Here is a 23,410-nt window from a genome sequence, read left to right on the forward strand (position 1 = left end):
ACACTAAATTCTGACTTGAAGGGAAGATGTGCAATGAGCATTCAAGACACAGTCCTGGAACACGCAGTAGATTCAGAATACAAATTATATATTGGAGGAAAATGGGTCACAGGCACGGAAGGCAAAAAGATCGCAAGCTATAACCCAAGCAACGGCGAAAAGCTGACTGAATTCGTTGACGCTAGCCATGCCGATGTAGACGCTGCAGTTGAAGCAGCGACAAAGGCTTTTGAAACATGGAAAGACACCAGCGTTCAGGAAAAAAGCGCCATCCTGCTGAAAATTGCCGATCTGATCGACGAAAATACCGAACATCTTGCACTTGTTGAAACGTTGGATAACGGCAAACCGCTCCGGGAAACAACAAACATTGATGTTCCGGCTAGTGCAGATCACTTCCGCTATTTCGCAGGCGTCATCCGCTCTGAAGAAGGCACAGCAAACGCTCTGGATGAAAATACATTAACAATTAACTTAAAAGAATCATTAGGGGTTGTCGGCCAAGTCATCCCTTGGAATTTCCCATTGCTGATGGCAGCTTGGAAGATTGCCCCGGCGATTGCTGCGGGGAATACGGTTGTAATCCATCCATCGTCCTCAACATCGCTCAGTTTGCTTGAACTCGCGAAGCTCCTTGATCAAGCGCTTCCTGCTGGTGTTGTGAACGTCATCACCGGACGCGGATCGGATTCAGGCGACTACATGCTGCACCACGAAGGATTTGCTAAACTTGCGTTTACCGGGTCGACCCAGATTGGTTATGAGGTTGCCGAAGCAGCCGCAAAACGGCTCATTCCGGCAACACTCGAACTCGGCGGCAAATCGGCAAACATCTTCTTCGATGATGCCCCTTGGGAACGTGCCATTGAAGGCGCACAACTCGGTATTCTATTCAACCAAGGTCAAGTATGCTGCGCCGGTTCTCGAATCTTCATTCAGGAAGGGATTTATGATAAATTTGTAGCCGCTTTGAAAGAAGCATTCGAAAAAGTAAAAGTCGGTCTCCCTTGGGAAGATGGCGTACAAATGGGCGCTCAAGTCAACAAACATCAATTGAGTCAAATTCTTGATTACGTAAAAATCGGTCAGGACGAAGGCGCAAAACTTGTTACCGGCGGCTGCCAGCTGACAGACAACAACCTAGATAAAGGGGTATTCATGGCGCCAACCTTGCTTGCAGATGCAAAGAACACCATGCGTATTGCCCAGGAAGAAATCTTTGGACCGGTTGCAACTGTCATTAAATTTAAAGATGCCGATGAAGTAATTAAACTGGCGAACGAATCGGATTACGGGCTCGGCGGCGCGGTTTGGACAAAGGATATTAACAAAGCATTGCGTGTCGCTCGCGGCGTACGCACCGGACGCATGTGGGTCAACACCTACAACCAGCTCCCTGCCGGCGCTCCGTTTGGCGGCTATAAGAAATCCGGAATCGGACGCGAAACATACAAGAGCATTCTCGATGCATACACGCAAACCAAGAATATTTATATCAGCACCAAGGAAGACGTCGACGGTCTTTATTAATTTTGAGCATTACAGTGCATTTTAAAAAGAGGGTCTCATCCTGTCTTTGGACACTGAGACCCTCTTTTTTGCCATTCAGAACCGATAGGCCGCGTGGTCACGCAATTGAACAGTGCATCGGCAACTGAGTTTTCTTAAATATAATTATTCCGATCTTTTTACTTATTTTATCTTGACAAACCCCTTGGGCGAAGCTAAACTTAACTCAATTAAATGAATCTTATCAAGAGCGGCGGAGGGACTGGCCCTGAGAAGCCCGACAACCAGCACATCGGTGTATGGTGTTAATTCCAGCAGATTAATTTCTGGCAGATAAGACTAGCATCGGCGATATAAGCCGCTTCTCAATAGTCTGCGAGAAGCGGCTTTTTCATCATCTGCTCACGCACCTTCTTCTAAGATTTTATTTAATGTACTCGAAATGAACAAAGGGAGCGATTCACATGGCAGAAGAACACAAGTACGGATTTGAAACGCTGCAGGTCCACGCAGGACAGGTGCCTGATCCTGCAACAGGCGCACGTGCAGTGCCGATTTATCAAACAACATCGTTTGTTTTTAAAGATGCGGATGAAGCAGCCGATTTTTTCCAACTGAAACGACCGGGTAACGTGTATGCACGAATTATGAATCCTACCGAGGATGTCTTTGAACAGCGTGTCGCTCAGCTTGAAGGCGGATCTGCCGCACTAGCAACCGCTTCAGGACTCGCAGCAATCACCTATTCGATCTTAAATGTTGCAAACAGCGGCGATCACATTGTTGCAGCGTCGACATTGTACGGCGGAACCTACGAATTGTTTAACGTGACCTTGAAAAAGCTCGGCATCGATGTTACCTTCGTTGATCCGGATGATCCGGAAAACTTCCGCAATGCGATTCAGGATAATACCAAAGCGCTTTACGGTGAAACAATCGGAAATCCGAAAATCAACATCCTTGATATTGAAGCCGTTGCGAACATTGCTCATGAATACAATATTCCACTGATCGTCGATAACACATTCGGTACACCTTACCTTGTTCGTCCGATTGAATTTGGCGCCGATGTTGTTGTACATTCCGCTACAAAATTCATTGGCGGTCATGGCACTGCGATTGGCGGCATCATCGTAGACGGCGGAAAATTCGACTGGCGTGCAAGCGGCAAGTTCCCGGACTTTACGACACCGGACAAAAGCTACGGCGGTTTAGTTTACGCAGACCTCGCTCCGGCTTCCTTTGCCGCAAAAGCGCGTGTTCAGCTGTTGCGCAACACCGGTGCAACCATCAGCCCGCAAAATGCTTTCTTATTCCTGCAAGGCCTTGAATCGCTCTCGCTTCGGGTAGAACGCCATGTTCAGAATGCCCGCAAGGTCGCCGAATACTTGAATAACCATCCGAAAATCACATGGGTTAATTATCCTGACTTAGAAGATAACCCGTACCACGACCTTGCGAAAAAATACTTCCCAAAAGGCGCCGGCTCGATCTTTACATTCGGCGTTAAAGGAGGCCGTGAAGCCGGCAAAGCACTGATTAATAACGTGAATCTCTTCTCCTTGCTGGCAAATGTCGCCGACGCGAAGTCGCTGATCATTCATCCGGCAAGCACCACACATGCAGAACTGACACCGGAGGAACAGGCGGTTACCGGTGTAACACCTGAACTGATTCGTGTATCTATCGGCGTTGAAACCGTAGACGATATTATCTACGATCTGGATCAAGCACTTGCAAAAATTCCAGATACAGTAGAAGCAAAATAAAAAAAGAGATGTGTTACATTACAGGGGTTATTGCATAAGGGAGTCTGCATACGCAGGCTCCCTTATATTATGACTGCAGCCTAACTGAATCTGCCCTTCTTCAGCATGGTTTCAACACCGCCGATCTTTACCAGTGAACGGTTTTCAATCACCTTTTTCATCACGGATGCCGGACGACCTTTTAACCCTTTACCCATGACTTCCCCAACCGCATCATCGCGTCCAAGTGAACAAACCGTCCCTTTAAACTTGAAAACAAACGGCTTTGTCGGTCTATCATCCAGCATTGCTTTAACATTGTAGGCAGCACAATCTGCCTGTTGCAGTGCGATTTGAGCAGTCGTCGGATAAGGTTGCCCGCTGCCTGGATCAATCACTGCGGAACAATCACCGATAATCAGTATCTCCGGATGATCCGGAACCGACAGGTCATCCATGACACGCACGCGACCGCGCCGCTCTTCAAAACCTGAATCACGGACAACCGCACTCCCACTGACGCCGCCTGTCCAAACAAAGGTCCCTGCCTTTAACGATCGAACATGTTCCTCCGTGCGATAATAAATCTTCGCTCCATCAAATCCGCACACACGCCCAATTAAAAAGTCAACACCGCGATCGCGAAGCTTGCGCGATCCGTATGCAGCAAGCCGTCGATTGAACATCGGCAATGCCTTTGGCGTCGGCTCAATACAAACAATGCGCACCTGTTTGGCATCTACTTGATAACGCGTGATTAATTCCGGAATACGATGTGTCAATTCACCGAGAAATTCAAAACTGGTAAATCCAGCTCCCCCGACCGCAACCACCAATCGATCCGAGCGCTGATCTTCAGTCCACGCTTTAAATTGTTCCTCGATATGGTTGCGGATTCTGATCACGGAGGGAATGTCAGAAATAGCAAGTCCAAAACGGTCCATCCCTTCAATCCCATAATACTCAGGCACAAATCCGAGTCCAATGACCAGATAGTCATAACTCACCGGATCATGATTCTGCAGCAGAATCATTCGCGTTTTCTTAACCACACGCAAAACGGTATCTTGAACAAATTGAGTCCGTTTTGGATCGATGACTTGCTGTAACGAATAACAGATTTCATCAGCATCCGCCGTTCCGGCCGCAACCTCATGAAGCGATGTCTTCTCACAATGATAGTTGTTTTTATCAATCAGAATCAATGCGGCGTTCGGTTTCATCCTTTGCAGTCTCTTTAACGTACGCAGTCCTCCATACCCCGCACCTAAAATAACGATTCGCTTTCTCATGGTCAATCCCTCCTCAATTGATCTTGAAGAACTCATCCAAGCAAACAGGAGATCGTCACAAATTATTCACATTTCCCTTTTTTATTGTAGCCCATAATGTAAACGCTTTCAATATAAAGATGAGAAAAACCGGGCAAAAAGCGCCCGGTCCTTACTTCCGCCTTCCATTCGGGCTTTGTTCATCACCTTGTGCACAAACGACACTCCAGCTGCTCGCTTGCCGCGGGCGATCCGGAAGCCTCCTCGGACACGCAATTGATCTGCGGGGTCTTCCTTGGCTCGCTGTTCCCGCTGGCGTCTCGCGCTTTCGTGTCTCGAGCTAACTCTTATTGATGAAATTGCCGCTTATCGTTCTACACCAAAGCAAAATCATAAACTTTCTTTACCTGTGAGAAAAACCAAGCTGTGCTTGGTCCTTAATCTCCAGCCATGTGTGATGGGCTCGTGTCTTTTCGGTGCTGAATCACCGCTTCGGTTACTCGCTGCCGCGGGCAGTCCAGGAGCCTCCTCAGACAGACAGGAATCTGCGCTTTGATTCTTAGCCAAAACACGGGTCTATTGGTTTGAAAGACGAATCAGATACTTTCTTACTCCTTAAAAAAAATGCTCCCCGCTGTTTACGGAGAGCATCTCATTTCTAGAGGGCGTACGGGAATTGAACCCGCGATCATGGAATGAGAATCCATTGGCTTAACCACTTGCCCAACGCCCTATACCATGTTTGCACGCTGAATAGGCGTTTTAACCACCCATTCAGCACGACAAACATTATACCACAGTTTTGATCATTGATTCAAGCAATTATTTTTAATTTCTGGATGTGATACTTACCTCGGATGACCTTATCGTATGAGGTTTAAACGCTTGCGGCAATAATTTTCACGCCTGAGCTGGCTCCGATTCGTGAGGCACCTGCTTCAATCATCGCTTCCGCATCTGCCTTAGAGTGAATGCCCCCGGCTGCCTTGACACCAATTCCGCTGCCCACCGTCTTCCGCATCAGTGCAACATCTTTCACGGTTGCCCCACCGCTAGAGAATCCGGTTGAGGTCTTGACATAATCTGCGCCTGCTTGAACCGCTAATTGGCAGGCCAGTACCTTTTCATCGTCGCTAAGCAGGCAAGCTTCAATGATCACTTTAACAAGCGCTTGCTTGTTTGCCGCTGCAACAACAGCACCAATATCCGATTCTACTGCATCCGTTTGCCCACTTTTTAGGGCACCGATATTGATCACCATATCGACTTCATCAGCGCCTTTAGCAATTGCATCTTTAGTTTCAAATGCCTTCGCTTCACTCGTTGACGCACCCAGCGGGAAGCCGATCACCGTGCACACCTTTGTTTTGCTGTTCTTTAGTTGATCAGCCGCTAGACGAACCCAACACGGGTTAATGCAGACGGAGGCAAACCCGAACTTTTTGGCTTCATCTGTAATTCTGATAATCTCTGCTTCTGTTGCTTCTGGTTTAAGAACCGTATGGTCAATATAGCTCGCAAGTTTATTCATCGAATTGATCACCCTTATTCTTTATTTCTTTAGCTGATAATGCGGCGAATCAGTTGCAACGGCTCGGCCTGCTCGGTTATCGAAATACTCTGTTCCAGTTTTTCTAAGACGTGATCGATATCCTCAGTATCCGCATGAATGGTCAACAACGATTCGCCTTCTTTTACTTTGTCGCCAACCTTTTTATGCAAGACAATTCCAGTCGCATGATTGATTGAATCTTCTTTTGTTGCGCGCCCAGCGCCAAGCAGCATCGCCGCAAGTCCTATTTGATCCGCCTTTAATCGTGCCACGACTCCTGAAGATGATGCCCGAAACTCGAATTGATGCTGTGCTTTCGGCAACCGTTCCGGATGGTCGATAATCTCCGGATCACCGCCTTGGTTGGTGATGAACTGCTTAAATTTTTCATAGGCCTTTCCTTGAGCAAGCGCTTGTTCAAGCTGCTTGCGTGCATCCGGCAAATGGTCCGCTTTGCCGGCAAAAAGCACCATGCGGCTGCCAAGTTCATAAACCAATTCCTTTAAATCACTCGGTCCATTTCCTTTTAATGTCTCAATGGCTTCTTTTACTTCAAGCGCGTTGCCGATTGCATAGCCAAGCGGCTGCGCCATATCCGTAATCACTGCGGACGTTTCCCGCCCCACATGTTTTCCAATCTGAACCATCGTCTTGGCCAAGCGTATGGCATCGCGTTCATTTTTCATAAAAGCGCCGTCGCCGCAGGTTACTTCGAGAACAATCGCATCCGCGCCGGCAGCAATTTTCTTGCTCATAATCGAGCTGGCAATCAGCGGAATCGATTCAACCGAACCGCTGACATCACGCAGTGCATAAAGTTTTTTATCGGCAGGCACAAGATCGCCTGTTTGTCCGATTACCGCAATATGATCATGATTGACATGATCGATGAACTGCTTACCGCTCATCTCCACAGAAAATCCGGGAATGGACTCCAGCTTGTCAATCGTTCCTCCGGTAAATCCAAGGCCGCGTCCACTCATTTTCGCAACCTTTACACCAAGTGAGGCTACAAGCGGCGCCAAAACAAGTGTGGTCGTATCACCAACACCGCCGGTCGAATGTTTATCCACTTTCTTTCCGGCAATTGCAGACAAATCTACGGTATCGCCTGAATCAACCATTGCACGTGTCAGTTCGGCAATTTCGGCATCATTCATGTCTCGAAAACAAATCGCCATGGCAAGTGCGCTGGCTTGGTAATCGGGGATTGTGCCGCCTACATAGCCTTCAATGAAAAAGCGGATCTCCTCAGGAGACATAACGCCTCCGTCTCGCTTCTTCGTGATGATGTCAACCATTCTCATTTTGGCTCACCTCGAATTTAGTTTAAGAAACTTAGGAAGCTTTCACCCGTTTTCGGCATTTCCACAGCAAAATTATCGGCCACAGTCGCACCTAAATCAGCAAATGTCTGTCGAACGGGGAGCGCTTCGACTGAAGAAAAGGATGGTGAATAGACGAGCAGCGGTACAAATTCACGTGTATGATCCGTTCCTCGGAACCCCGGATCATTGCCGTGGTCCGCCGTAATCATCAACAGATCATCTTTTTTCAATTTTGGAAGTGCTTCACCGAGCTGACGGTCAAACGCCTCCAACGCTTTCCCAAAAAGAACCGGCTCGCGGCGATGCCCGTATTTGGCGTCAAAATCGACGAGGTTCGTGAAGCTTAGCCCATGAAAATCACGGTCAAGCAGTGCAATGAACCGCTCCATACCATCTTCGTTGCTGACGGTGTGCCATCCTTCTTTTATTCCTTTGCCACTGAAAATATCATTAATTTTCCCGACTGCCAGCGTATCCAGTCCCGCATCATCTAGAAAATTGAGCGCGGTTTTTTCAGGCGGAACCAATGTCAGATCGCGACGATTGGCTGTGCGTTCAAACGTATCCGCAGAGTTGCCCACATATGGACGTGCAATGACCCGGCCGAGGTGATAGGGCTCATCAATGGTCAGCTTACGTGCATATTCACAAATTTTGTAGAGTTCCTCAAGCGGGATCACATGCTCATGGGCTGCAATCTGCAGTACTGAATCTCCGGATGTGTAAACAATGAGTTCACCGGTCTTCAGTTGACGCTCACCAAGTTTCTGGATAATTTCCGTTCCGCTCGCCGGCTTGTTCCAGAGGACTTTTCTGCCGCTGAAAGATTCAATCTTTTGAATCAGTTCATCGGGAAAGCCATTTGGAAATGTATGCAGCGGCGTCCTAACCGGAAGCCCCATCATTTCCCAATGCCCGTCCATACTGTCCTTTCCAGCCGACACTTCGTGCATTTTCGTATAATAGGCCAGTGGCTGCTCCTGAATCGGAACACCTTGAATTGGTCGTTCCGGACGAATATTGGATAAGCCTAACTTTGTTAAATTGGGGACGTTCAATCCATTCATTGCTTCTGCTGTATGGCCCAAGGTGTCGCAGCCTTCATCATTATAGTTTGCTGCATCGGTTGCTTCGCCAATACCAACCGAATCCAAGACAATGATATGAATCCGTTTAAAGCGTTTGGTCATGGGATCCTCCTATTAAGTAAAACGGTTCGAAAAAACCGCGTATTTGTCACTCGCGTAAAATCTATCTCCCATTTTACCCCAACCCATAAAAAGGAGCAAAAAACTCCGAATCAGGCGTTCCGTGGCCTGATCCAGAGTCTTTTGCTCCTGTCTGCTCATTGCACTGTTTCGTTCATTCTTCGTTGTATTTTCTGGATTCTTCCTTCAGATGAACAAGGTCGACAAGCATGGCGTGATAAGGCGCCTGAAGTCCATGCTTCTCTGCAAGGCGGACAATCGCGCCATTGATGTAATCCACTTCGGTCGGCCGATTCGTGCTCATATCCTGATGCATTGACGGATAGTGGCGCGGATTGCCGACCTCCGATACATACATCACTTGATCAACCAGCGCATCTTTTGTTTCTTCCATTTTAATGCCCTCTGCATCGATCGCTGTGTAGGCTTCATCGATCAATTTGCGCGCCATTTCTTTCGCATTTTTGTAAGCAGCGAATTGACCCATTTTAATATTCATCAGTGTACAAAGGGTATTAACAACCGAGTTAAAGACAAGCTTGGTCCAGACGGTACCCATATAGTCTTTCTGAACCGTCGGATGCATTAATGCCTTTTCCATTTCGTCGGCAACCTTATAGATGAAGTCATTCGGCTCGCCTTCAACACGGACAATATGCGCATGACCGCCGCCTCGTTTACCAATGAAGTCTACCTTACCCGGCCCTTTCAGTACGGTCGCAATCATTGCGGTTCCGGCAATAATGCGCGTACGCGGCACAAACTGTGCAATGTATTCAGCACCGCCAAAGCCGTTTTGATTGGTCATCACATAGGTATTCTCCCCAATGAAAGGTTTGCAGCGTTCCATTGTTTCCACCGTATGCATGTCTTTAACAAAGACAATCGCCAGTTCCGGTGCTTCATGATATTCTTCCGGATAGCTGATACTGACATCAACAAAGCGTTCATCTTTTCCATCGCGCCACACATGGACGCCTCCATTTTTTTTGATCGCTTCAACATTGGGTTCCCATGTGTCGACAAAATGAACGTCATTGCCTGCCTCCTGCAGCAGAACACCGTACCTTAACCCCATTGCGCCTGCACCGATCACAACAATCTTCATCCTTCTCGTCTCCTTTTCGTATAGTCTCTTTTTTCTCATCTCTCTTTGTCTTTCCTGCCTCTTTTTCTGATGGGTTTCTCCCATTCGCTTCTCTTTTTCCATACGAAAAGCCCCATTCAGGGAATTCTGAATGGGGCTTTCTCAAGTCCCGCTCAGAACGAAGAGGACTCGAGGTACACGCGATCGTTTATCGACGGTGATGCACCTGAGCCCTAGCTAATCAAAATGACGACTACTTTTATCGTTCTGAACTGAAACATAATGGTAACCTTCTTGAAAGACAATTTTTGTGAGTGTTGTTAGTTTACATGATCCCTTTATGAATGTCAATAGAATTTTAAGAATATTTATATTTAAGAATTAATACCCGTCGAGAAAACATGCCATGCCTACTCAAACAAGTTCGCTCTATCCTTTAGGGGCCTGAATCAACACTTTGGTGCCCACTTTCCGCGGACGATCCGCGAGCCTCCTCAGACAGGTTCCGCTGGCATGCGGCCCGATTAGATGAAAAAAAGGTGCCTCATCGTCAAAATGAATTGACGTTTGAGACACCTTTGTTCGTTCGATCAATCTTTTAGGTCATTGATCGAATCGATCTTTACATAGGACGGAACAACGAGTCCAAGCTTTGTTCCCTCCAAATTCGGACCTAGATCGGTAACCTTACTTTTAAATTGTTTCATGTAATCAGCATGTGTCGTCGGCAGCCATGCGGCAACGATGGCATCATCACTGCCCTTAGCCAGTCCAGCCCACATTTGTCCGGCACCCAGCTGTTCAAGCGTTACGTTGTAGCCTAAATCTTCAAGTACCGCTGCCACAACATTCGTGCTGGCAATTTCAGAAGCCCAAGCTACATAACCGAGCTTGATGCTCTTGCCGCTGACTTTATTAGCACCTTTTGTCCATGCGCTGACTTTGTCTGCATTATCCTTAACCCATTGGGCGGCTGCTTTCTTCGCATCGGTACCGTTTTGAATCGAGAGCATTACTTTTCCCATATCATCAGCAGTCCAAGAGAATTGATCCAGAACCTTGGTTGCATTCGGGTCTTTCTTTTCGAAGCCCTTATGAACGACGGTATGAATTTTCTCTTCTTTCCCATAAATACCCTTCGGATCCTTCAGATACTTCAGATCATATTTCTGGAACATCCAATGCGGCGTCCAGCCGGTAACGACGATCGGTTCTTTTTTCTTAATCGCTTTATCAAGTGCAGCAATCATCGTTGACTCAGAACCGGACTGTACCGTCCAATTGCTCAGCTCGTAATCCTTAATGACTTTGTCGGTCAGTTTCATTTCGCCTGCGCCAGGATCAATACCGATAATTTTGTGATCGACTTTATTGCCAAACGCATCGGCATTTCCTGAACTCTGACTCTGACATCCGGCTAGCGTCAAGGCAACTAAAATAAACAGACTCATCATGATACGATTCATTTTCTTCAAGTTAGGATTCCCCCGTTTTTTTATTTCGCGTATTTTGTGAAATGCGGTCCAGCATGATCGCAATAATCACGATCGCAAGACCCGCTTCAACACCAATGTCGGTACGCAGTGATGTTACTGCGAGATAGACATCGGCACCAAGTCCCGGTGCGCCAACCAGTGACGCAACAACGACCATTGACAGTGAAAGCATAATGCTTTGATTGACACCGGCCATGACGGTCGGCGCTGCTATTGGAATTTGGACTTTAAAGAGTTTTTGCCAAGTGGTCGAGCCAAATGCATCTGAAGCCTCTATTAAATCTGATGGAACCTGACGAATGCCGAGTCCGGTCATACGAATCGTCGGCGGCATGGCAAACACAATCGTTGCCACAACTCCCGGAGGCATGCCGGTACCAAACAGAAAAATAGCTGGAATCAAGTAAACAAATGAAGGCATGGTCTGCATAAAGTCAAGAATTGGCGTCATAATGCGATGAAACGTTTTATTGATCCCAGCCAAGATTCCAAGTGGAAACCCAATAAGAATCGACAAAACAACCGAGGTCAGAACAAGCGCAAACGTCTGCATCGCGTGTGCCCAATAACCTAAATCATAAATTAAGACCAAACCGATCAAAGTAAATAAAGCAACTCCGATACCGCGACGCCAAAAAGCGATGGCCACGCAAATTAAAATGAAAACAATCGGCGTCATTAAAGCAAAGATCCAGACCAGACTGTCCACAAAACTCTGTATTCCTGAAGCAATGTAACCGAAAAACCCTTCAAAATGATCCGTGATGAATTGAATCAGCAAATCAGCCCAGTGGCCGATCGGAATTTTTGGCAAAAACGTTTCATTCATACGTTCTGAACCTCCTCAGCCTTAGTGAAGGCGGTGTTTCCGGCCAGAGCATGAATGATTGCGGCACGGCGCACCAGTCCGCGTAACCTGCCCTGTTCATCAACAACAGCAAGCGGAATCGTGGACTTGGAAATATCTTCAAACAAGTCACTCAGATGAGTGTCTACTTGTACCGGTTTCACTTCCTGTACGATCTCCCTCAGCGGTGTACCTGATTTAGATGCTGCCGCAGCGTCATCCGCATCCACCACACCGAGCAATTTTTTATTGCGGTCTACAGCAAAAATACTGGAAATGCCATTGTCATTCATTAGCTGCAATGCCACACGTGCACCACGGTCACAAGTCATTGCCTCCGCACGCGTCATAATATGGCCGGCCGTGATGACTTTGCTCAAGTCAACATCCTCAACAAAGTGTTCCACATATTCATTAGCCGGATTCATCAAGATATCTTCCGGCGAGCCAATTTGAACAATTTGTCCATCTTTCATGAGTGCGATTCGGTCACCAATGCGCAACGCTTCATCCAGGTCATGTGTAATGAACACAATTGTTTTTTGCATATCGCTCTGCAAATCGAGCAACTGATCCTGCATTTCTTTACGGATTAATGGATCGAGCGCACTAAATGCCTCGTCCATAAGCAGAATATCCGTATCACTGGCTAACGCTCTTGCCAAACCGACACGCTGCTGCATCCCCCCGGACAGCTGATCCGGAAAGCTGTCCTCATAACCTTTCAGCCCGACACGTATGAGGGCTTGACGTGCACGTTCCTTTCGTTCCTCTTTATCAACGCCTTGGATCTCCAACCCAAACAGCGTGTTATCAAGAACTGTTCGATGTGGAAACAGTGCGAACCCTTGAAAAACCATACTGATTTTTTTACGGCGTACCGTGCGCAATTGCTCGGCATTCATTCGCGTAATATCTTCGCCATCAATCAGAATCGTTCCTGAAGTCGGATTGATTAACCGATTCAACAATCGAACAAGTGTCGACTTGCCACTGCCCGATAAGCCCATGATGACAAAGATCTCATTGGATTCTACGTTAAAGGTTGCACCAGCCACACCAACATTTAAGTCAGTTTTTTCTTTAATCGCTTGTTTGCTTAGCCCTTTTTTCAAAAGTTCCAACCCGCGTTTCGGACTTTTTCCGAATATCTTAGTTGCTTGCTTCACCTCAAGCTTTTTCATTGAAACACCTCAGCTTTCTTCGTTTATTTTTGTCAAATACCTGTAAAAATAAAGACAGAATTTCTTCAGTTCCGCAAAATTTTTCGCATTTATTTTTACTCGGAGCACGCAAAACGCTGCTGTGTACCGTGGATGGGCACGACATTTTTTCCAAAAACTTTTTTATCGCATCACTCGCAACATAAACCATGTTAACATAGTTGTTTGTACAGTTCAAACTGTACAAACCGATAAAACTATGTATACTGAATGAATAGATGTGCAACAAATTCCATCTTTTCAGAGAGAATAGCAACGGGTACAATGAACTGTAGTGAATTTTACAATGAAGTTGGTGAATGAAATGGATCGCTCTGAGATCGTTGAAAACATAAGAGATCGTGTCATTGAATCTGTATCACAAAATATGTATCTTTACGGCGTTTCCCCTTCGATCGGGCGACTGTATGGCACCTTATTTTTCAATGGTGAACCGATGACCTTAGATGATATGAAAGAAGAATTAAAAATGAGCAAGACCAGCATGAGTACTTCCGTACGTACACTCATGGAACTGAATATGGTTGAGCGTGCCTGGAGAAAAGGGATTCGAAAAGACTTGTACGAAGCTCAGGACGACTGGTACCAAATCTTTACCGATTTCTTTTCGAATCAATGGCGAAAAGTTACTGCGATGAATATGAAGGCTGTACGTCAATCCTTAAGCGAATTAACGCGACTCATGGATGATCCTGAGCTTTCCGAAAGCGACCGCGAATTGATCCAAACGGACATGGATAAATATCAATACATTTTAAATTATTACAAATGGCTGAACGAGTTTTTTGATTTTCTGAACAGCGATGAATTATACCAAGTTGTGAAGAAGAAAATGGACAATGAAAAAAAATAATGCGCGCGTATCTCAACCAGCGCTGACCCTTCAATGAACAAGACCCCCTAAAGTTGCCTTTCCTTTGTCCAACTTCAGGGGGTCCTTTCAATAAGGATTCATTATTTATTTTGCACGCTACGCGTACGCATCAAGCTGTAGTCCACGGGCAAAAAGCGCCCGGTGCTGAATCGTCGCTTCGGTTACTCGCTTGCCGCGGGCGCCGGAGCGCTTTCGTGTCTGTAACGGACTTATTGATGAAATGCCGCTGTTCGCCGTACTACAAGACAAATCATATAAAAAGTGGCCCCGCAATCGCGAGGCCACTTCTTTATCACTCAACTCATTTTTTTGCTGGTTCAGGAAGTTCAACTTCTGCGCGTCCAAGGCTTTCACCTTTAATTGCTGCGTTGAAGTTGTCGTAGCTTGTTGAAATCATGTTTGAAACGGCTACATCCGTCATTGCAGCAACGTGAGGCGTAATCAATACCTTCGGATACAATTCGATCAATTCTTTGATCGTAGCATCTGGGAATTCAGTGCCATCAGAGAAATCTTTGCCGAAGAAGCGTGCTTCGTCGGTCAATACGTCAGCGCCGAAGCCTTCGAGCTTGCCACTCTTGATCGCTTTAACAACAGCAGCTTCATCAATGAGTTCACCGCGAGCCGTGTTGATCAAGATCGCGCCGTCTTTCATCTTGCCGATGAAGTCTTCACCAACAAAGTTTTCGTTCTTGCCCGGGAAGTATGGAAGGTGCAGGCTGACAATATCAGATTCAGCAAGCAGTTCATCCAATTCCTTGAATTCAACCAATTTCTTAGCGAAGTCGCTTTGGAAGATGTCGTAGCCGAGCAATTTCGCGCCAAGACCTTTATACAGTTCTGCTTCAACGCAGCCGATATGGCCTGTTCCAACGATACCAACCGTAATTTTGTGTACTTCGTGGCTGAAGTTTGTTTCTGTTACGGTAAAGTTCAGTTTCGATGTACGAGCAGTTGTGTAAACCGTGTGACGAAGAAGTGCCGTACCAAGATAAACAGCAAGCTCTGCAATTGCATTCGGTGAGTATGCAGGGACGCGGGCAACTTTGATACCGAGATCTGCAGCAGCCTGAAGATCAATGTGGTTGAAGCCTGCGGTACGTGTAAATACATAGTTGATGCCGTAGTCATTGAATTTTTCCAGGTTTGCACGATCTGCAAGGCAGTTGACGAAAAGCAATACGCCATCGTAACCTTTTGCCAAATCGCCGTTGTCTGCAGTAAGCAAATCATTAACCAATGTCAATTCAAAGCCATATTTGTTCAATTCACTGTACAAATGTTCTTCATAAGGTTCTACACCATACGCAATAATTTTAAAAGCCATGCTGAAACATCCTCCTAGAGAAATTTATTCTACCCCGATGTTTCTGAACATCAGGGATGTACCCTTATTCGTGATTGTTTTCACAATGGAAAAACTTTTTCAACGCCCGACAAACAGTCAGTCAACCGTTTGTTAGTTTAACCTATTGTTTAACGAACGATTCTGAAACCTTTTTTCACTTTAAAAGTATACCATTGCATGTGATTATCGACAATCCGGCAATGTGCTGAAAAAGTGATTTTTTTGTGAATCATGCCCTTTTGGCACGTGGTTTGCAGCAACGGCGCGTTGCCATTCCACATCAAGCTTCACATCAATATAGAGATGCAACTTTGAGGAAAACGTATTTCGTCCAATCAAAAAATTTCTTTAACCGCCCTTTTCATTTACGGCCTGCCCTGCCATGACAAAATGTAAGAGAAGCCAAGCTACACCTAGTCCCTGCTTTTACAGGATGTGCTTATGGTAGTCCTACAAAGTAAAGTCATCTATTTCCTTTTCTTTTGACAAAAAGGTTATTCATAGGACATGTAACTGTCCCATGAATAACCTCAAGCGGATCACGGATCATTAATTATTCTTTTTCATCAGAGTCAGCATCAGCAGCAAGAACAGGATCAAAGTTCGCCACTTCAATAATAATTGGTGTTCCTTTTGCAATCGTTGATCCTTCAGGTACAGTAATCAATAAGTTGCCAACTCCATTTTCACCTGCTGTATAAGCAAAATTGTCCTCCATCTGTACGACACCATTAATGTAGACATTGATATAACTATTATTAAGCTCTAGTTCCGGAAATGATTGAACCGCTGCACCTGTATCATCTAAGAACTTCGCCGCATCAATTTTCACGACCGTCTCCTCTGGCACCGACTGCTCCAGTTCATAGAAAAAACGGGTCACTGACGGCGATAGTGCGATGCTCGTTTTCGCCTCGAATACAGGTTTAATGATTTTAAGGCCCATCCTATCTCCTCCTTTAATCGATAGATCAGATTTCTATTGAGAGGGAGCGCATTGCTTAATCGTTCTCATCTCTCATCTTGGCTGACTTAGTACACCATATGCTCGAAAAGGAAAAAGGACATCCACGAAAGCCAACAAACAAAAAGATAAGAAAAACACCTAAACGGATCATGGTGGGCATGAAACACACGCGAAAGAAATGCCGACAGAAAATAAACAAGCAACAGCCTCATTGAATGCAGCGTGCACCGCCTTTATACGTCTAATCTGCCGATCAAAAAACAGGGCGCACTCAATCCGGGCGTACTCATATACTGTTAGCGGGAGAGGGGAAGTAAAATGGAACACCGTTTTTATGCAAAAAGAAAATCACTCATTCCTCAGCCGTTTCTGTCACTTCCAAAAGCAGTACGCGGCCCAAAACGTTTATTTACGCATCCGCAACAGGTGGATACGCTCACGTTTTACACGTTATCCGACGGGCGGAAACGGGTGTACACATCCGCTGACGCCCTTCGCGGCCATGGCACAGAAGTCATTTTAGCCCCTGATGAAGTATCCTACATGAACTTATTCATTAACGGCATTTTACAATCCAAGCAAAGCTATGCCGTTGCTCAAGGGAAGTTAATCATCCGTACAGAGGACATCCCAATTAAAGGAACGCCAATCATTTTGCAAATGGTTACCATTCGCTAACGGAAAATGCAAAGAAACGGTTCATGCTGACTTTAAAAACAGCGCCTATACCGTTCTCGCACACGCGTTATAGCCGTTACGGTTTGCCGGTGCATTTGCATAAATACCGCTGCACTTTTTTTGTTTTAAACGCATTAAGGCAAAGGATACGCATTACCGACATGACAATAGATGAATTCCCGTCATAAACCGCTTGCTGCTTAAATACACTGTTTATGGCTATTTTTTATGATTAGTTGCAGGTACAGACAAAGCGAAACGTTACAATGGGGTGGGTGGTTTATCTATATGACGAGCGACACGCAACGCATTGAGAGAGAACTCAGTTATCTGAAGGGTATTAACGCCAAAACAGCCGCCTTTATCAGTACAACGGCTCGAAAATCAAGCGGGCTGCGTGTGCTGCCAAGACGATCTGCAATGGGATTTACTGCAATCAACTTCTTGGTAACGGAAATGGATCAAGCAAGAGCATGCTTCTGCGCTTTAGATGGCCATGTTGACTATATATTCATTGATATCGAGCGAAAACAAGACCTGACACTGATCCACGAAGCCCGACGACTGATCACAAGATCTAAGGTCCTGACGTGTAAACCGAATGATGCGACGATTGAATCCTGTGATCTGCTCATTAGGCATCATTACGCGGATCGGTTGGAGCATAAGTCCGTACTTGTGGTCGGATCAGGAAATTTAAGTACTAAAATCGCTTTGAGATTGGCCGAACGGCAAGCAAAGGTGTACCTGCAAAGCAGAAATCATCAAAAAACTGCACAAATCGCAGAAGCGCTCAATTTGATGCTTCCTAAATTTTCGCCTCCAATTCAAGCAATTCAAGAACCTCAGCAACACTACACGATGATCATTTCCTTTCTATCTGCAGAACGAATCATCGGCCCGAACTACTTACCACTGCTAAGCACGCATTCCTTAGTCATTGACGGCGGGATTAACAATTTTACCGCATCATTCATTCAAGGCGCTCTGGCAAAAGGCGTCACATGTTACCGATTGGATGTCCGGATTGCTTTTCTGTACCATTTGCTTCTTCTAAGCAATGAAGCAGAAGCATTCTTTTCGCAAGTCATGGGGCGCATCACCGTCCCTGATAGGGGGTATGATATGGTGTCCGGCGGGATTATCGGCAACCGGGGCGATCTCATCGTTGATCAAGTCATGACTCCCACTCAAGTTGTAGGTATTGCAGACGGATTCGGCGGGGTCAAACCATCCTCTGCGTACACCCAAGACGAAAAACAGCGCGTTGCCCGTTCGTTAAAAGCGCTGAACGCCAAGCAAGCGTAACGCACCATTCCATTACCCTTCCATATGACGTAAAAAGTGCAGCGCACGTATTTCACGCTGCACTTTTTATATTCAGACACCTGGCATTGCTAAAGCGTTCGGCCCATTCATTCAAGAGAGACAGAGTTAGTTAATGAAACCGTCTTTCTCTAACATCGCTTTGATCTCATGTTTACGCATTAACCCCTCTTTGGAACTGTATTCTGCAATTTTTGCCGCGGGGTAGTTTGCGTAATGTTCTTCCACACCCTCAATCGGGAGGGTTGGAAGAATCACATAATACTGATCGCTGTAAACAATGGTTTTCCTACTTTCATTTAAAGAAAGCAGCAGCTCATGAATTTTTTCCCCTGGACGAACACCAAGTGTCTCAATCGTTATCTTTGTTCTTCCCGAAGCTTCAATCAGCACCTGTGCCAGATCACTAATTTTACAGGAAGACATTTTCATGACAAAGGTTTCTCCGCCAACGCTTTCATAAGTGGCCTTCAAAACAAGCTTAATTGCGTCTTGCACAGACATGAAAAAGCGCGTCATATTAGGATCGGTAATGCCGATCTTATTGCTTTGTTCCATCTGGCTTTTAAAGACATGGATGACACTTCCGTTTGTTCCTAATACGTTTCCGCCACGGACACAGACAAATTTCGTTTGTGCGGTCAATGTATTTGCATGAATCACCAAGCGCTCGCCCATTGCTTTTGAAAATCCGTAAAAGTTTAGTGGATCAGAAGCCTTATCCGTTGAGATATAAACCACTTTTTTCACGCCGCAATGAATCGCTGCATCAATGACATGCTGCGTGCCGATCACATTTGTTTTCAGAGCATCGAGCGGCTGCTCTTCACAAACAGGGACATGCTTTAATGCTGCTAGGTGAAAAATATAATCCACCCCTCGGCAAGCTTCAATAAGTGCATCCTTTTCTCTTATGTCACCTATAATAAAACGCATTCGAGATTCCCCATTAAATACTTGTCTCATGATAAATTGATTGTTTTCATTGCGTGAAAAAATCCTAATTTCTTTTGGCCCTTTATCTAATAGTTGCCTAACTAACTCATAGCCCCATGATCCCGTTCCACCCGTTACAAGGATGGTCTGATTGTTCAACACGTCCAATGCCTCCTAATTTCAACGTTACGCTATTAAACTCATCCGTCGTCGTTCGGCTTTTTTCTGTTTTTATAAGGAAGAACGCTCCTTTGCTACGCGATGGCCACGTGGTGAATCGAACGATTTCGTTGATCAAGCGCCGACTCTTATAACGTATGCAATCCTAGTTTCATTGTCATAGGCAGTCTCTTTAATTTAAAGCGAAATAGGAATAAATGCCGGTGTACTGAAGATAAATGAGATACGCGCCCGCTGATGCTATTTTCACAGAGAAGCAGCGGAGATATTTCGATCTTTAGGTCAACTATCCAAACCAAATTCGGGATCGAGCAATACATTATGTCATATAGCGAAAGCGGGCGGGTTGACTTTTGAAAATACTGCTTGCCAGGTATTGGGTGATTCCTCATGTCGGTGGGGTTTGGAACTTCCTATGAATTTCTATGAGTGGCAGCAGCGTCTTTTGGATTAAGCGACTATGATCTCATCCACACACAAGATGTGTTGGCAACGGTCGCCATAAGCCGTATCAAGCTGAAGCATGTCCCACTCGTCGCAACATTGTATGGATCCGTCACACTCAAAGTTTTCTATGAGCTTGAAACAACCCAGCAGTCTTCTTGACCACCAGCCCCTGTCCGTCATTGAAGCTCAACTTGCCGGAAAAGTGGTTGTTGTAAGCCGTTCAGGCGGATTGCCTGAATGGGTGGCTGATGGCGTCACCGGAATGGTTATACTAAGCGTGATCCTCAGACACTATGTGAAACGTTTGATCTTTTGTTAGACAACAACCGACTCAGAGAAAAACGAGGAACCCATGCAAACAAATGGGGGCACAGTCATTGGTCTTAAGAACATGCTGTACCAAATTTAGTGCGTGTCTATGAACAGGTAAGTGCAAAGGAGGACCGGATTAAACAATGAAGCGGACTACTCTGTTTATCTTAAAATATAAACTATTGCATTGGTTTTCAAGAACCCGTTTTAAAATCAAACAATTTCGGGAACTGGGAGAAATTGAACAAGTGAAGAAGGAAGTCCATTTAAAAAGAAAGAAGAGGTGCACCATGCGTTTTAAAACGATCAATGGAACCTATGATGCGATTTTCAGTTTAGGCGACTTATGCTTAGCCAGTATTCAATTAAGAAGACACAATCTGCGTCCATTTGCCGGCGTTATCGACTGGATGGGATCGCCATCTCTGAATGATGTCAATCGCTTGCTTAAAAATAGATTTGAAGGGTTTATGGACGCTTCACATCTGTCGATTAGAGGCTATGCCAATGCACAAAATTTACTAGTCGCTGAGGAGCAGTATGGTATTATGTCAAATCATGACTTCGATACAGAAAGAAATACCTTAGCCTATTTGGCAACCTATCCGGAAGTAAAAGCAAAATTTGATCGTCGAATTAAGCGATTCTTAAACAAATGCGAAACAAGCAAACGGATTCTTTTTGTTCGAACCGAGGGGACATTTGATGAAATTCTAGCATTAGAAGATACCTTATCTAAACTGGTTAAGGGCGACTTCCGCATTCTTGTGATCAACCATACAAACGTTGCTGGGATCGTTGTCAAAGACTGGCCGCTTGACAATGTCCTTTCACTGGAGTTCCCTAATGGTGAAAGATGGGAAGGAAATAACGCACTTTGGGCTCAAGTCTTAAAAGGGGTTCATATTAGATAAACTGCAGAAACTGTTAAATCACGCTCAATTCGCACAACGCTAAAGCTGCCGACCAAGCAGACACTTTGGCGTTGTTTTTTGTTCACAAAGAATGTACAGGATTAGACCTTTCTGATCTAGAACACAATCATTGCTTCGATCAGCGCCAACCTAAAAAAAATAGACGATTAAAATATTTTTTTGTCAAAAAGAAAGAAACATGCCTACACAATATCATGCCTGCACAATACAGTAACAATATATCAACCATAGGAGAGATGCGGACAATGAAAATTTTGCTAGCCACTTATTGGTCCATTCCCCATGTGGGCGGGGTTTGGCAATATATGACCCAGCTGAAAAAAAAGCTGGAGTCATATGGTCATGAAGTTGATCTGCTTGGCTACGATCAATCCAACCTTAACGTCACCGTGATCAATAAAGGATTGGTTCTGTCAAGAGAACAGGTTACTCCATTAATCGATGCCCATTTTACGCAAGAAAATTATCCTGCAATGTATGCTAATTTCTTAGTGAAATGGACAGAAATGCAGCGTTATGTCTATGAATTAAGCGCCGCTTATTTCGGTGTTAAAGATTATGACATCATCCACACTCAGGATGTACTCTCCACCGTTGCAATGAGCCGAATCAAGGATCCAAATACACCCTTAATTGCCACTCTGCACGGATCCGTTGCTCACGAGATCAGACGTCAGTTGAAAACCGTTCACAAGTCGGAAACGGCTTATCTCGCCAGAACATACTACGATGAGTTGGAACACGACGGAGCGGTATCAGCAGACACAACCATCGTCTGCAATCAGTGGTTGCAAACAATGCTGACCGATGAATTCCATGTTCCGAAAGATCAGCTTAAGGTGCTGCATTACGGATTTGATACCGAGAGCTTTATTCAGAAATTACATCAAAAGGCAACCCTTGAGGCACCGAAGGGCAAAAAAGTAATTATTTACACCGGAAGGCTCGTTGAACTTAAAGGCGTCAATTATCTCATCGACGCATTAGCCAAACTGAAACAAATTAGAAACGACTGGGTAGGCTGGATCGTCGGTACTGGTGAAAAAGAATCGGAACTCAAAAGCCAAGTGCTGTCGCTTGGTCTCGGTGATTCCGTGCGGTTTCTAGGAAAAAGAGAGGATGTGCCAAGTCTGCTCACTCAAGCAGATATACTTGTTCTGCCGACATTGATTGAAAACCAGCCCTTATCAGTGATCGAAGCACAAATAGCGGGCAAAGCGGTGATTGCAAGCAATGTTGGCGGAATCTCGGAAATGATTCAGCAGGGTGTGACAGGCATGTTGACACCGCCTGAAAATGCTGATGCACTATTCAATATGATCAATCAGCTGCTCTCTGATAATCATTTGAGAAAAAAACTCGGAATTAATGCTCGAAAATGGGGTTTGACACATTGGTCAATCGATCGCGGCACTCAGGATCTTCTGAACGTCTATCTTCAGGCCATATACACCAAAAGAAAGGGTGAGAAGCTTGTATAAGCTGATTGAATTCTTCAAATATATTTTTCTCGTCTGCTATTGGAAAGTTACCGATCTTTTGAAAAAAGCATGGGGGAAGAAACCAAGCAACACGCCTGACTTTATGAGTGAGCAACGTACTGATCCTACGCTTTTAAACATCAAAGACACGCATTCACTCTTTACTTCTCCGCCTCAGGAGGACGCAACAGTCTTCATGTCGGAACCTATTTTCGAGAAGATTATTCATTCGCTGCCAACCAGTTATACCTTTCCGGATCTCAGCACATTGAGCAATATCGATGCGCGCTACAACGCGACGACAGACGTTAAACATGATGTAAAACGTAAGGGTGGCCGGACGGTTTCCAAAATAAACGCGGAGCTTCCAAACGACAACACAATCCTTCCATATGCCGCTGCCATGAAAACCAATCCATCGAAGCATTTGAATCAACGGATTCATCTTACCAAAGCAGTCACACCAACCATTGCCCCTAAGCCTGAGAAGCGTTCAGCCTTGAGCCCGTACGAAAACAGAAAGGCAGCAGTACCGAAAACCGAGCCTGCGCTCAGCATTACACCGCTTCAGTCAAGTAAGAAGATTATCGAGCCTGTTGATCAGAACCCGAAGTCCTCAAAAAACGGTCACTATAAATTTGTCTTTATAAAGTAATG

General features: G+C 45.4%; 21 protein-coding genes, 1 tRNA gene and 1 riboswitch. Of the genes, 10 read left to right on the plus strand and 12 right to left on the minus strand.

The features are described from left to right. Nucleotides 1-33: 33 nt before the first annotated feature. Complete coding sequence (locus tag K7399_RS12650) at nucleotides 34-1,530, plus strand: aldehyde dehydrogenase family protein (protein WP_223362341.1); 1,497 nt, start codon at nucleotides 34-36, stop codon at nucleotides 1,528-1,530. Nucleotides 1,531-1,747: 217 nt separating this feature from the next. Next, a riboswitch (SAM riboswitch) is annotated at nucleotides 1,748-1,849 on the plus strand. 124 nt (nucleotides 1,850-1,973) lie between these two features. Further along, entirely contained in the window at nucleotides 1,974-3,278 is a 1,305-nt protein-coding gene (locus K7399_RS12655; RefSeq protein WP_028978105.1) for an O-acetylhomoserine aminocarboxypropyltransferase/cysteine synthase family protein, read from the plus strand. Nucleotides 3,279-3,358: 80 nt separating this feature from the next. Here the strand turns inward: K7399_RS12655 and K7399_RS12660 are convergent, their stop codons facing one another. The 9 genes from K7399_RS12660 to K7399_RS12700 all read right to left on the minus strand — a co-directional run bounded on the left by K7399_RS12660 (nucleotide 3,359) and on the right by K7399_RS12700 (nucleotide 13,230). Beyond that, nucleotides 3,359-4,549: an NAD(P)/FAD-dependent oxidoreductase gene (locus tag K7399_RS12660; protein ID WP_028978106.1), complete on the minus strand. Its 1,191-nt coding sequence runs from the start codon at nucleotides 4,547-4,549 to the stop codon at nucleotides 3,359-3,361. A 640-nt stretch (nucleotides 4,550-5,189) separates the two neighbouring features. After that, nucleotides 5,190-5,261: transfer RNA gene (locus tag K7399_RS12665), tRNA-Glu, on the minus strand. A 144-nt stretch (nucleotides 5,262-5,405) separates the two neighbouring features. After that, nucleotides 5,406-6,059, minus strand: a complete 654-nt coding sequence (gene deoC, locus K7399_RS12670; RefSeq protein ID WP_028977116.1) for a deoxyribose-phosphate aldolase — start codon at nucleotides 6,057-6,059, stop codon at nucleotides 5,406-5,408. A 29-nt stretch (nucleotides 6,060-6,088) separates the two neighbouring features. Beyond that, entirely contained in the window at nucleotides 6,089-7,387 is a 1,299-nt protein-coding gene (locus K7399_RS12675; RefSeq protein ID WP_028977117.1) for a pyrimidine-nucleoside phosphorylase, read from the minus strand. Between the two features lie 17 nt (nucleotides 7,388-7,404). Continuing rightward, nucleotides 7,405-8,598: a phosphopentomutase gene (locus tag K7399_RS12680; protein ID WP_028977118.1), complete on the minus strand. Its 1,194-nt coding sequence runs from the start codon at nucleotides 8,596-8,598 to the stop codon at nucleotides 7,405-7,407. A gap of 172 nt (nucleotides 8,599-8,770) precedes the next feature. Continuing rightward, nucleotides 8,771-9,724: a ketopantoate reductase family protein gene (locus tag K7399_RS12685; protein WP_028977119.1), complete on the minus strand. Its 954-nt coding sequence runs from the start codon at nucleotides 9,722-9,724 to the stop codon at nucleotides 8,771-8,773. Between the two features lie 569 nt (nucleotides 9,725-10,293). Next, on the minus strand, nucleotides 10,294-11,169 hold the full coding sequence (locus tag K7399_RS12690; protein WP_028977120.1) for a glycine betaine ABC transporter substrate-binding protein: 876 nt from the start codon (nucleotides 11,167-11,169) through the stop codon (nucleotides 10,294-10,296). 10 nt (nucleotides 11,170-11,179) lie between these two features. Further along, complete coding sequence (locus K7399_RS12695) at nucleotides 11,180-12,028, minus strand: ABC transporter permease (protein ID WP_028977121.1); 849 nt, start codon at nucleotides 12,026-12,028, stop codon at nucleotides 11,180-11,182. Next, complete coding sequence (locus tag K7399_RS12700; RefSeq protein WP_028977122.1) at nucleotides 12,025-13,230, minus strand: quaternary amine ABC transporter ATP-binding protein; 1,206 nt, start codon at nucleotides 13,228-13,230, stop codon at nucleotides 12,025-12,027. Before K7399_RS12700 ends, K7399_RS12695 begins: the two co-directional genes overlap by 4 nt. 325 nt (nucleotides 13,231-13,555) lie before the next feature. Here K7399_RS12700 and K7399_RS12705 point away from each other — a divergent pair, with 325 nt between their 5' ends. Continuing rightward, nucleotides 13,556-14,122, plus strand: a complete 567-nt coding sequence (locus K7399_RS12705; protein WP_081791764.1) for a GbsR/MarR family transcriptional regulator — start codon at nucleotides 13,556-13,558, stop codon at nucleotides 14,120-14,122. Nucleotides 14,123-14,444: 322 nt separating this feature from the next. Here K7399_RS12705 and K7399_RS12710 read toward each other — a convergent pair whose 3' ends face one another. Together K7399_RS12710 and K7399_RS12715 are read right to left on the minus strand one after the other, a co-directional pair. After that, a complete protein-coding gene (locus K7399_RS12710) occupies nucleotides 14,445-15,470 on the minus strand; it encodes an NAD(P)-dependent oxidoreductase (RefSeq protein WP_028977125.1) in 1,026 nt (341 codons plus the stop codon). A 574-nt stretch (nucleotides 15,471-16,044) separates the two neighbouring features. Beyond that, a complete protein-coding gene (locus K7399_RS12715) occupies nucleotides 16,045-16,437 on the minus strand; it encodes a DUF4183 domain-containing protein (protein WP_010024027.1) in 393 nt (130 codons plus the stop codon). 339 nt (nucleotides 16,438-16,776) lie between these two features. Here K7399_RS12715 and K7399_RS12720 point away from each other — a divergent pair, with 339 nt between their 5' ends. Continuing rightward, the gene (locus tag K7399_RS12720; RefSeq protein WP_028977126.1) at nucleotides 16,777-17,136 is read left to right on the plus strand and encodes a DUF4183 domain-containing protein; all 360 of its coding nucleotides are present in this window, start codon (nucleotides 16,777-16,779) and stop codon (nucleotides 17,134-17,136) included. A 288-nt stretch (nucleotides 17,137-17,424) separates the two neighbouring features. Next, nucleotides 17,425-18,444, plus strand: coding sequence for a Rossmann-fold NAD(P)-binding domain-containing protein (locus K7399_RS12725; RefSeq protein ID WP_028977127.1), 1,020 nt, complete (start codon nucleotides 17,425-17,427; stop codon nucleotides 18,442-18,444). A 126-nt stretch (nucleotides 18,445-18,570) separates the two neighbouring features. Here K7399_RS12725 and K7399_RS12730 read toward each other — a convergent pair whose 3' ends face one another. Further along, nucleotides 18,571-19,560, minus strand: a complete 990-nt coding sequence (locus K7399_RS12730) for a polysaccharide biosynthesis protein (RefSeq protein ID WP_081791765.1) — start codon at nucleotides 19,558-19,560, stop codon at nucleotides 18,571-18,573. Between the two features lie 447 nt (nucleotides 19,561-20,007). On the opposite strand from K7399_RS12730, the gene K7399_RS12735 reads away from it, so the two are divergent. From K7399_RS12735 to K7399_RS12755, 5 genes are all read left to right on the plus strand, one after another. Continuing rightward, nucleotides 20,008-20,184 (plus strand): hypothetical protein, encoded by a 177-nt coding sequence (locus K7399_RS12735; RefSeq protein WP_156031396.1) that lies wholly within the window; start codon nucleotides 20,008-20,010, stop codon nucleotides 20,182-20,184. Next, the gene (locus tag K7399_RS12740) at nucleotides 20,153-20,344 is read left to right on the plus strand and encodes a glycosyltransferase (RefSeq protein WP_223362342.1); all 192 of its coding nucleotides are present in this window, start codon (nucleotides 20,153-20,155) and stop codon (nucleotides 20,342-20,344) included. Before K7399_RS12735 ends, K7399_RS12740 begins: the two co-directional genes overlap by 32 nt. 136 nt (nucleotides 20,345-20,480) lie before the next feature. Continuing rightward, complete coding sequence (locus K7399_RS12745) at nucleotides 20,481-21,251, plus strand: DUF1796 family putative cysteine peptidase (protein WP_081787945.1); 771 nt, start codon at nucleotides 20,481-20,483, stop codon at nucleotides 21,249-21,251. A gap of 266 nt (nucleotides 21,252-21,517) precedes the next feature. Then, on the plus strand, nucleotides 21,518-22,753 hold the full coding sequence (locus K7399_RS12750; RefSeq protein WP_028977130.1) for a glycosyltransferase family 4 protein: 1,236 nt from the start codon (nucleotides 21,518-21,520) through the stop codon (nucleotides 22,751-22,753). Next, complete coding sequence (locus tag K7399_RS12755; RefSeq protein ID WP_028977131.1) at nucleotides 22,746-23,408, plus strand: hypothetical protein; 663 nt, start codon at nucleotides 22,746-22,748, stop codon at nucleotides 23,406-23,408. Before K7399_RS12750 ends, K7399_RS12755 begins: the two co-directional genes overlap by 8 nt. Nucleotides 23,409-23,410: the final 2 nt, after the last annotated feature.

The organism is Sporolactobacillus terrae, assembly GCF_019930545.1.
GTDB lineage: Bacteria > Bacillota > Bacilli > Bacillales > Sporolactobacillaceae > Sporolactobacillus > Sporolactobacillus terrae.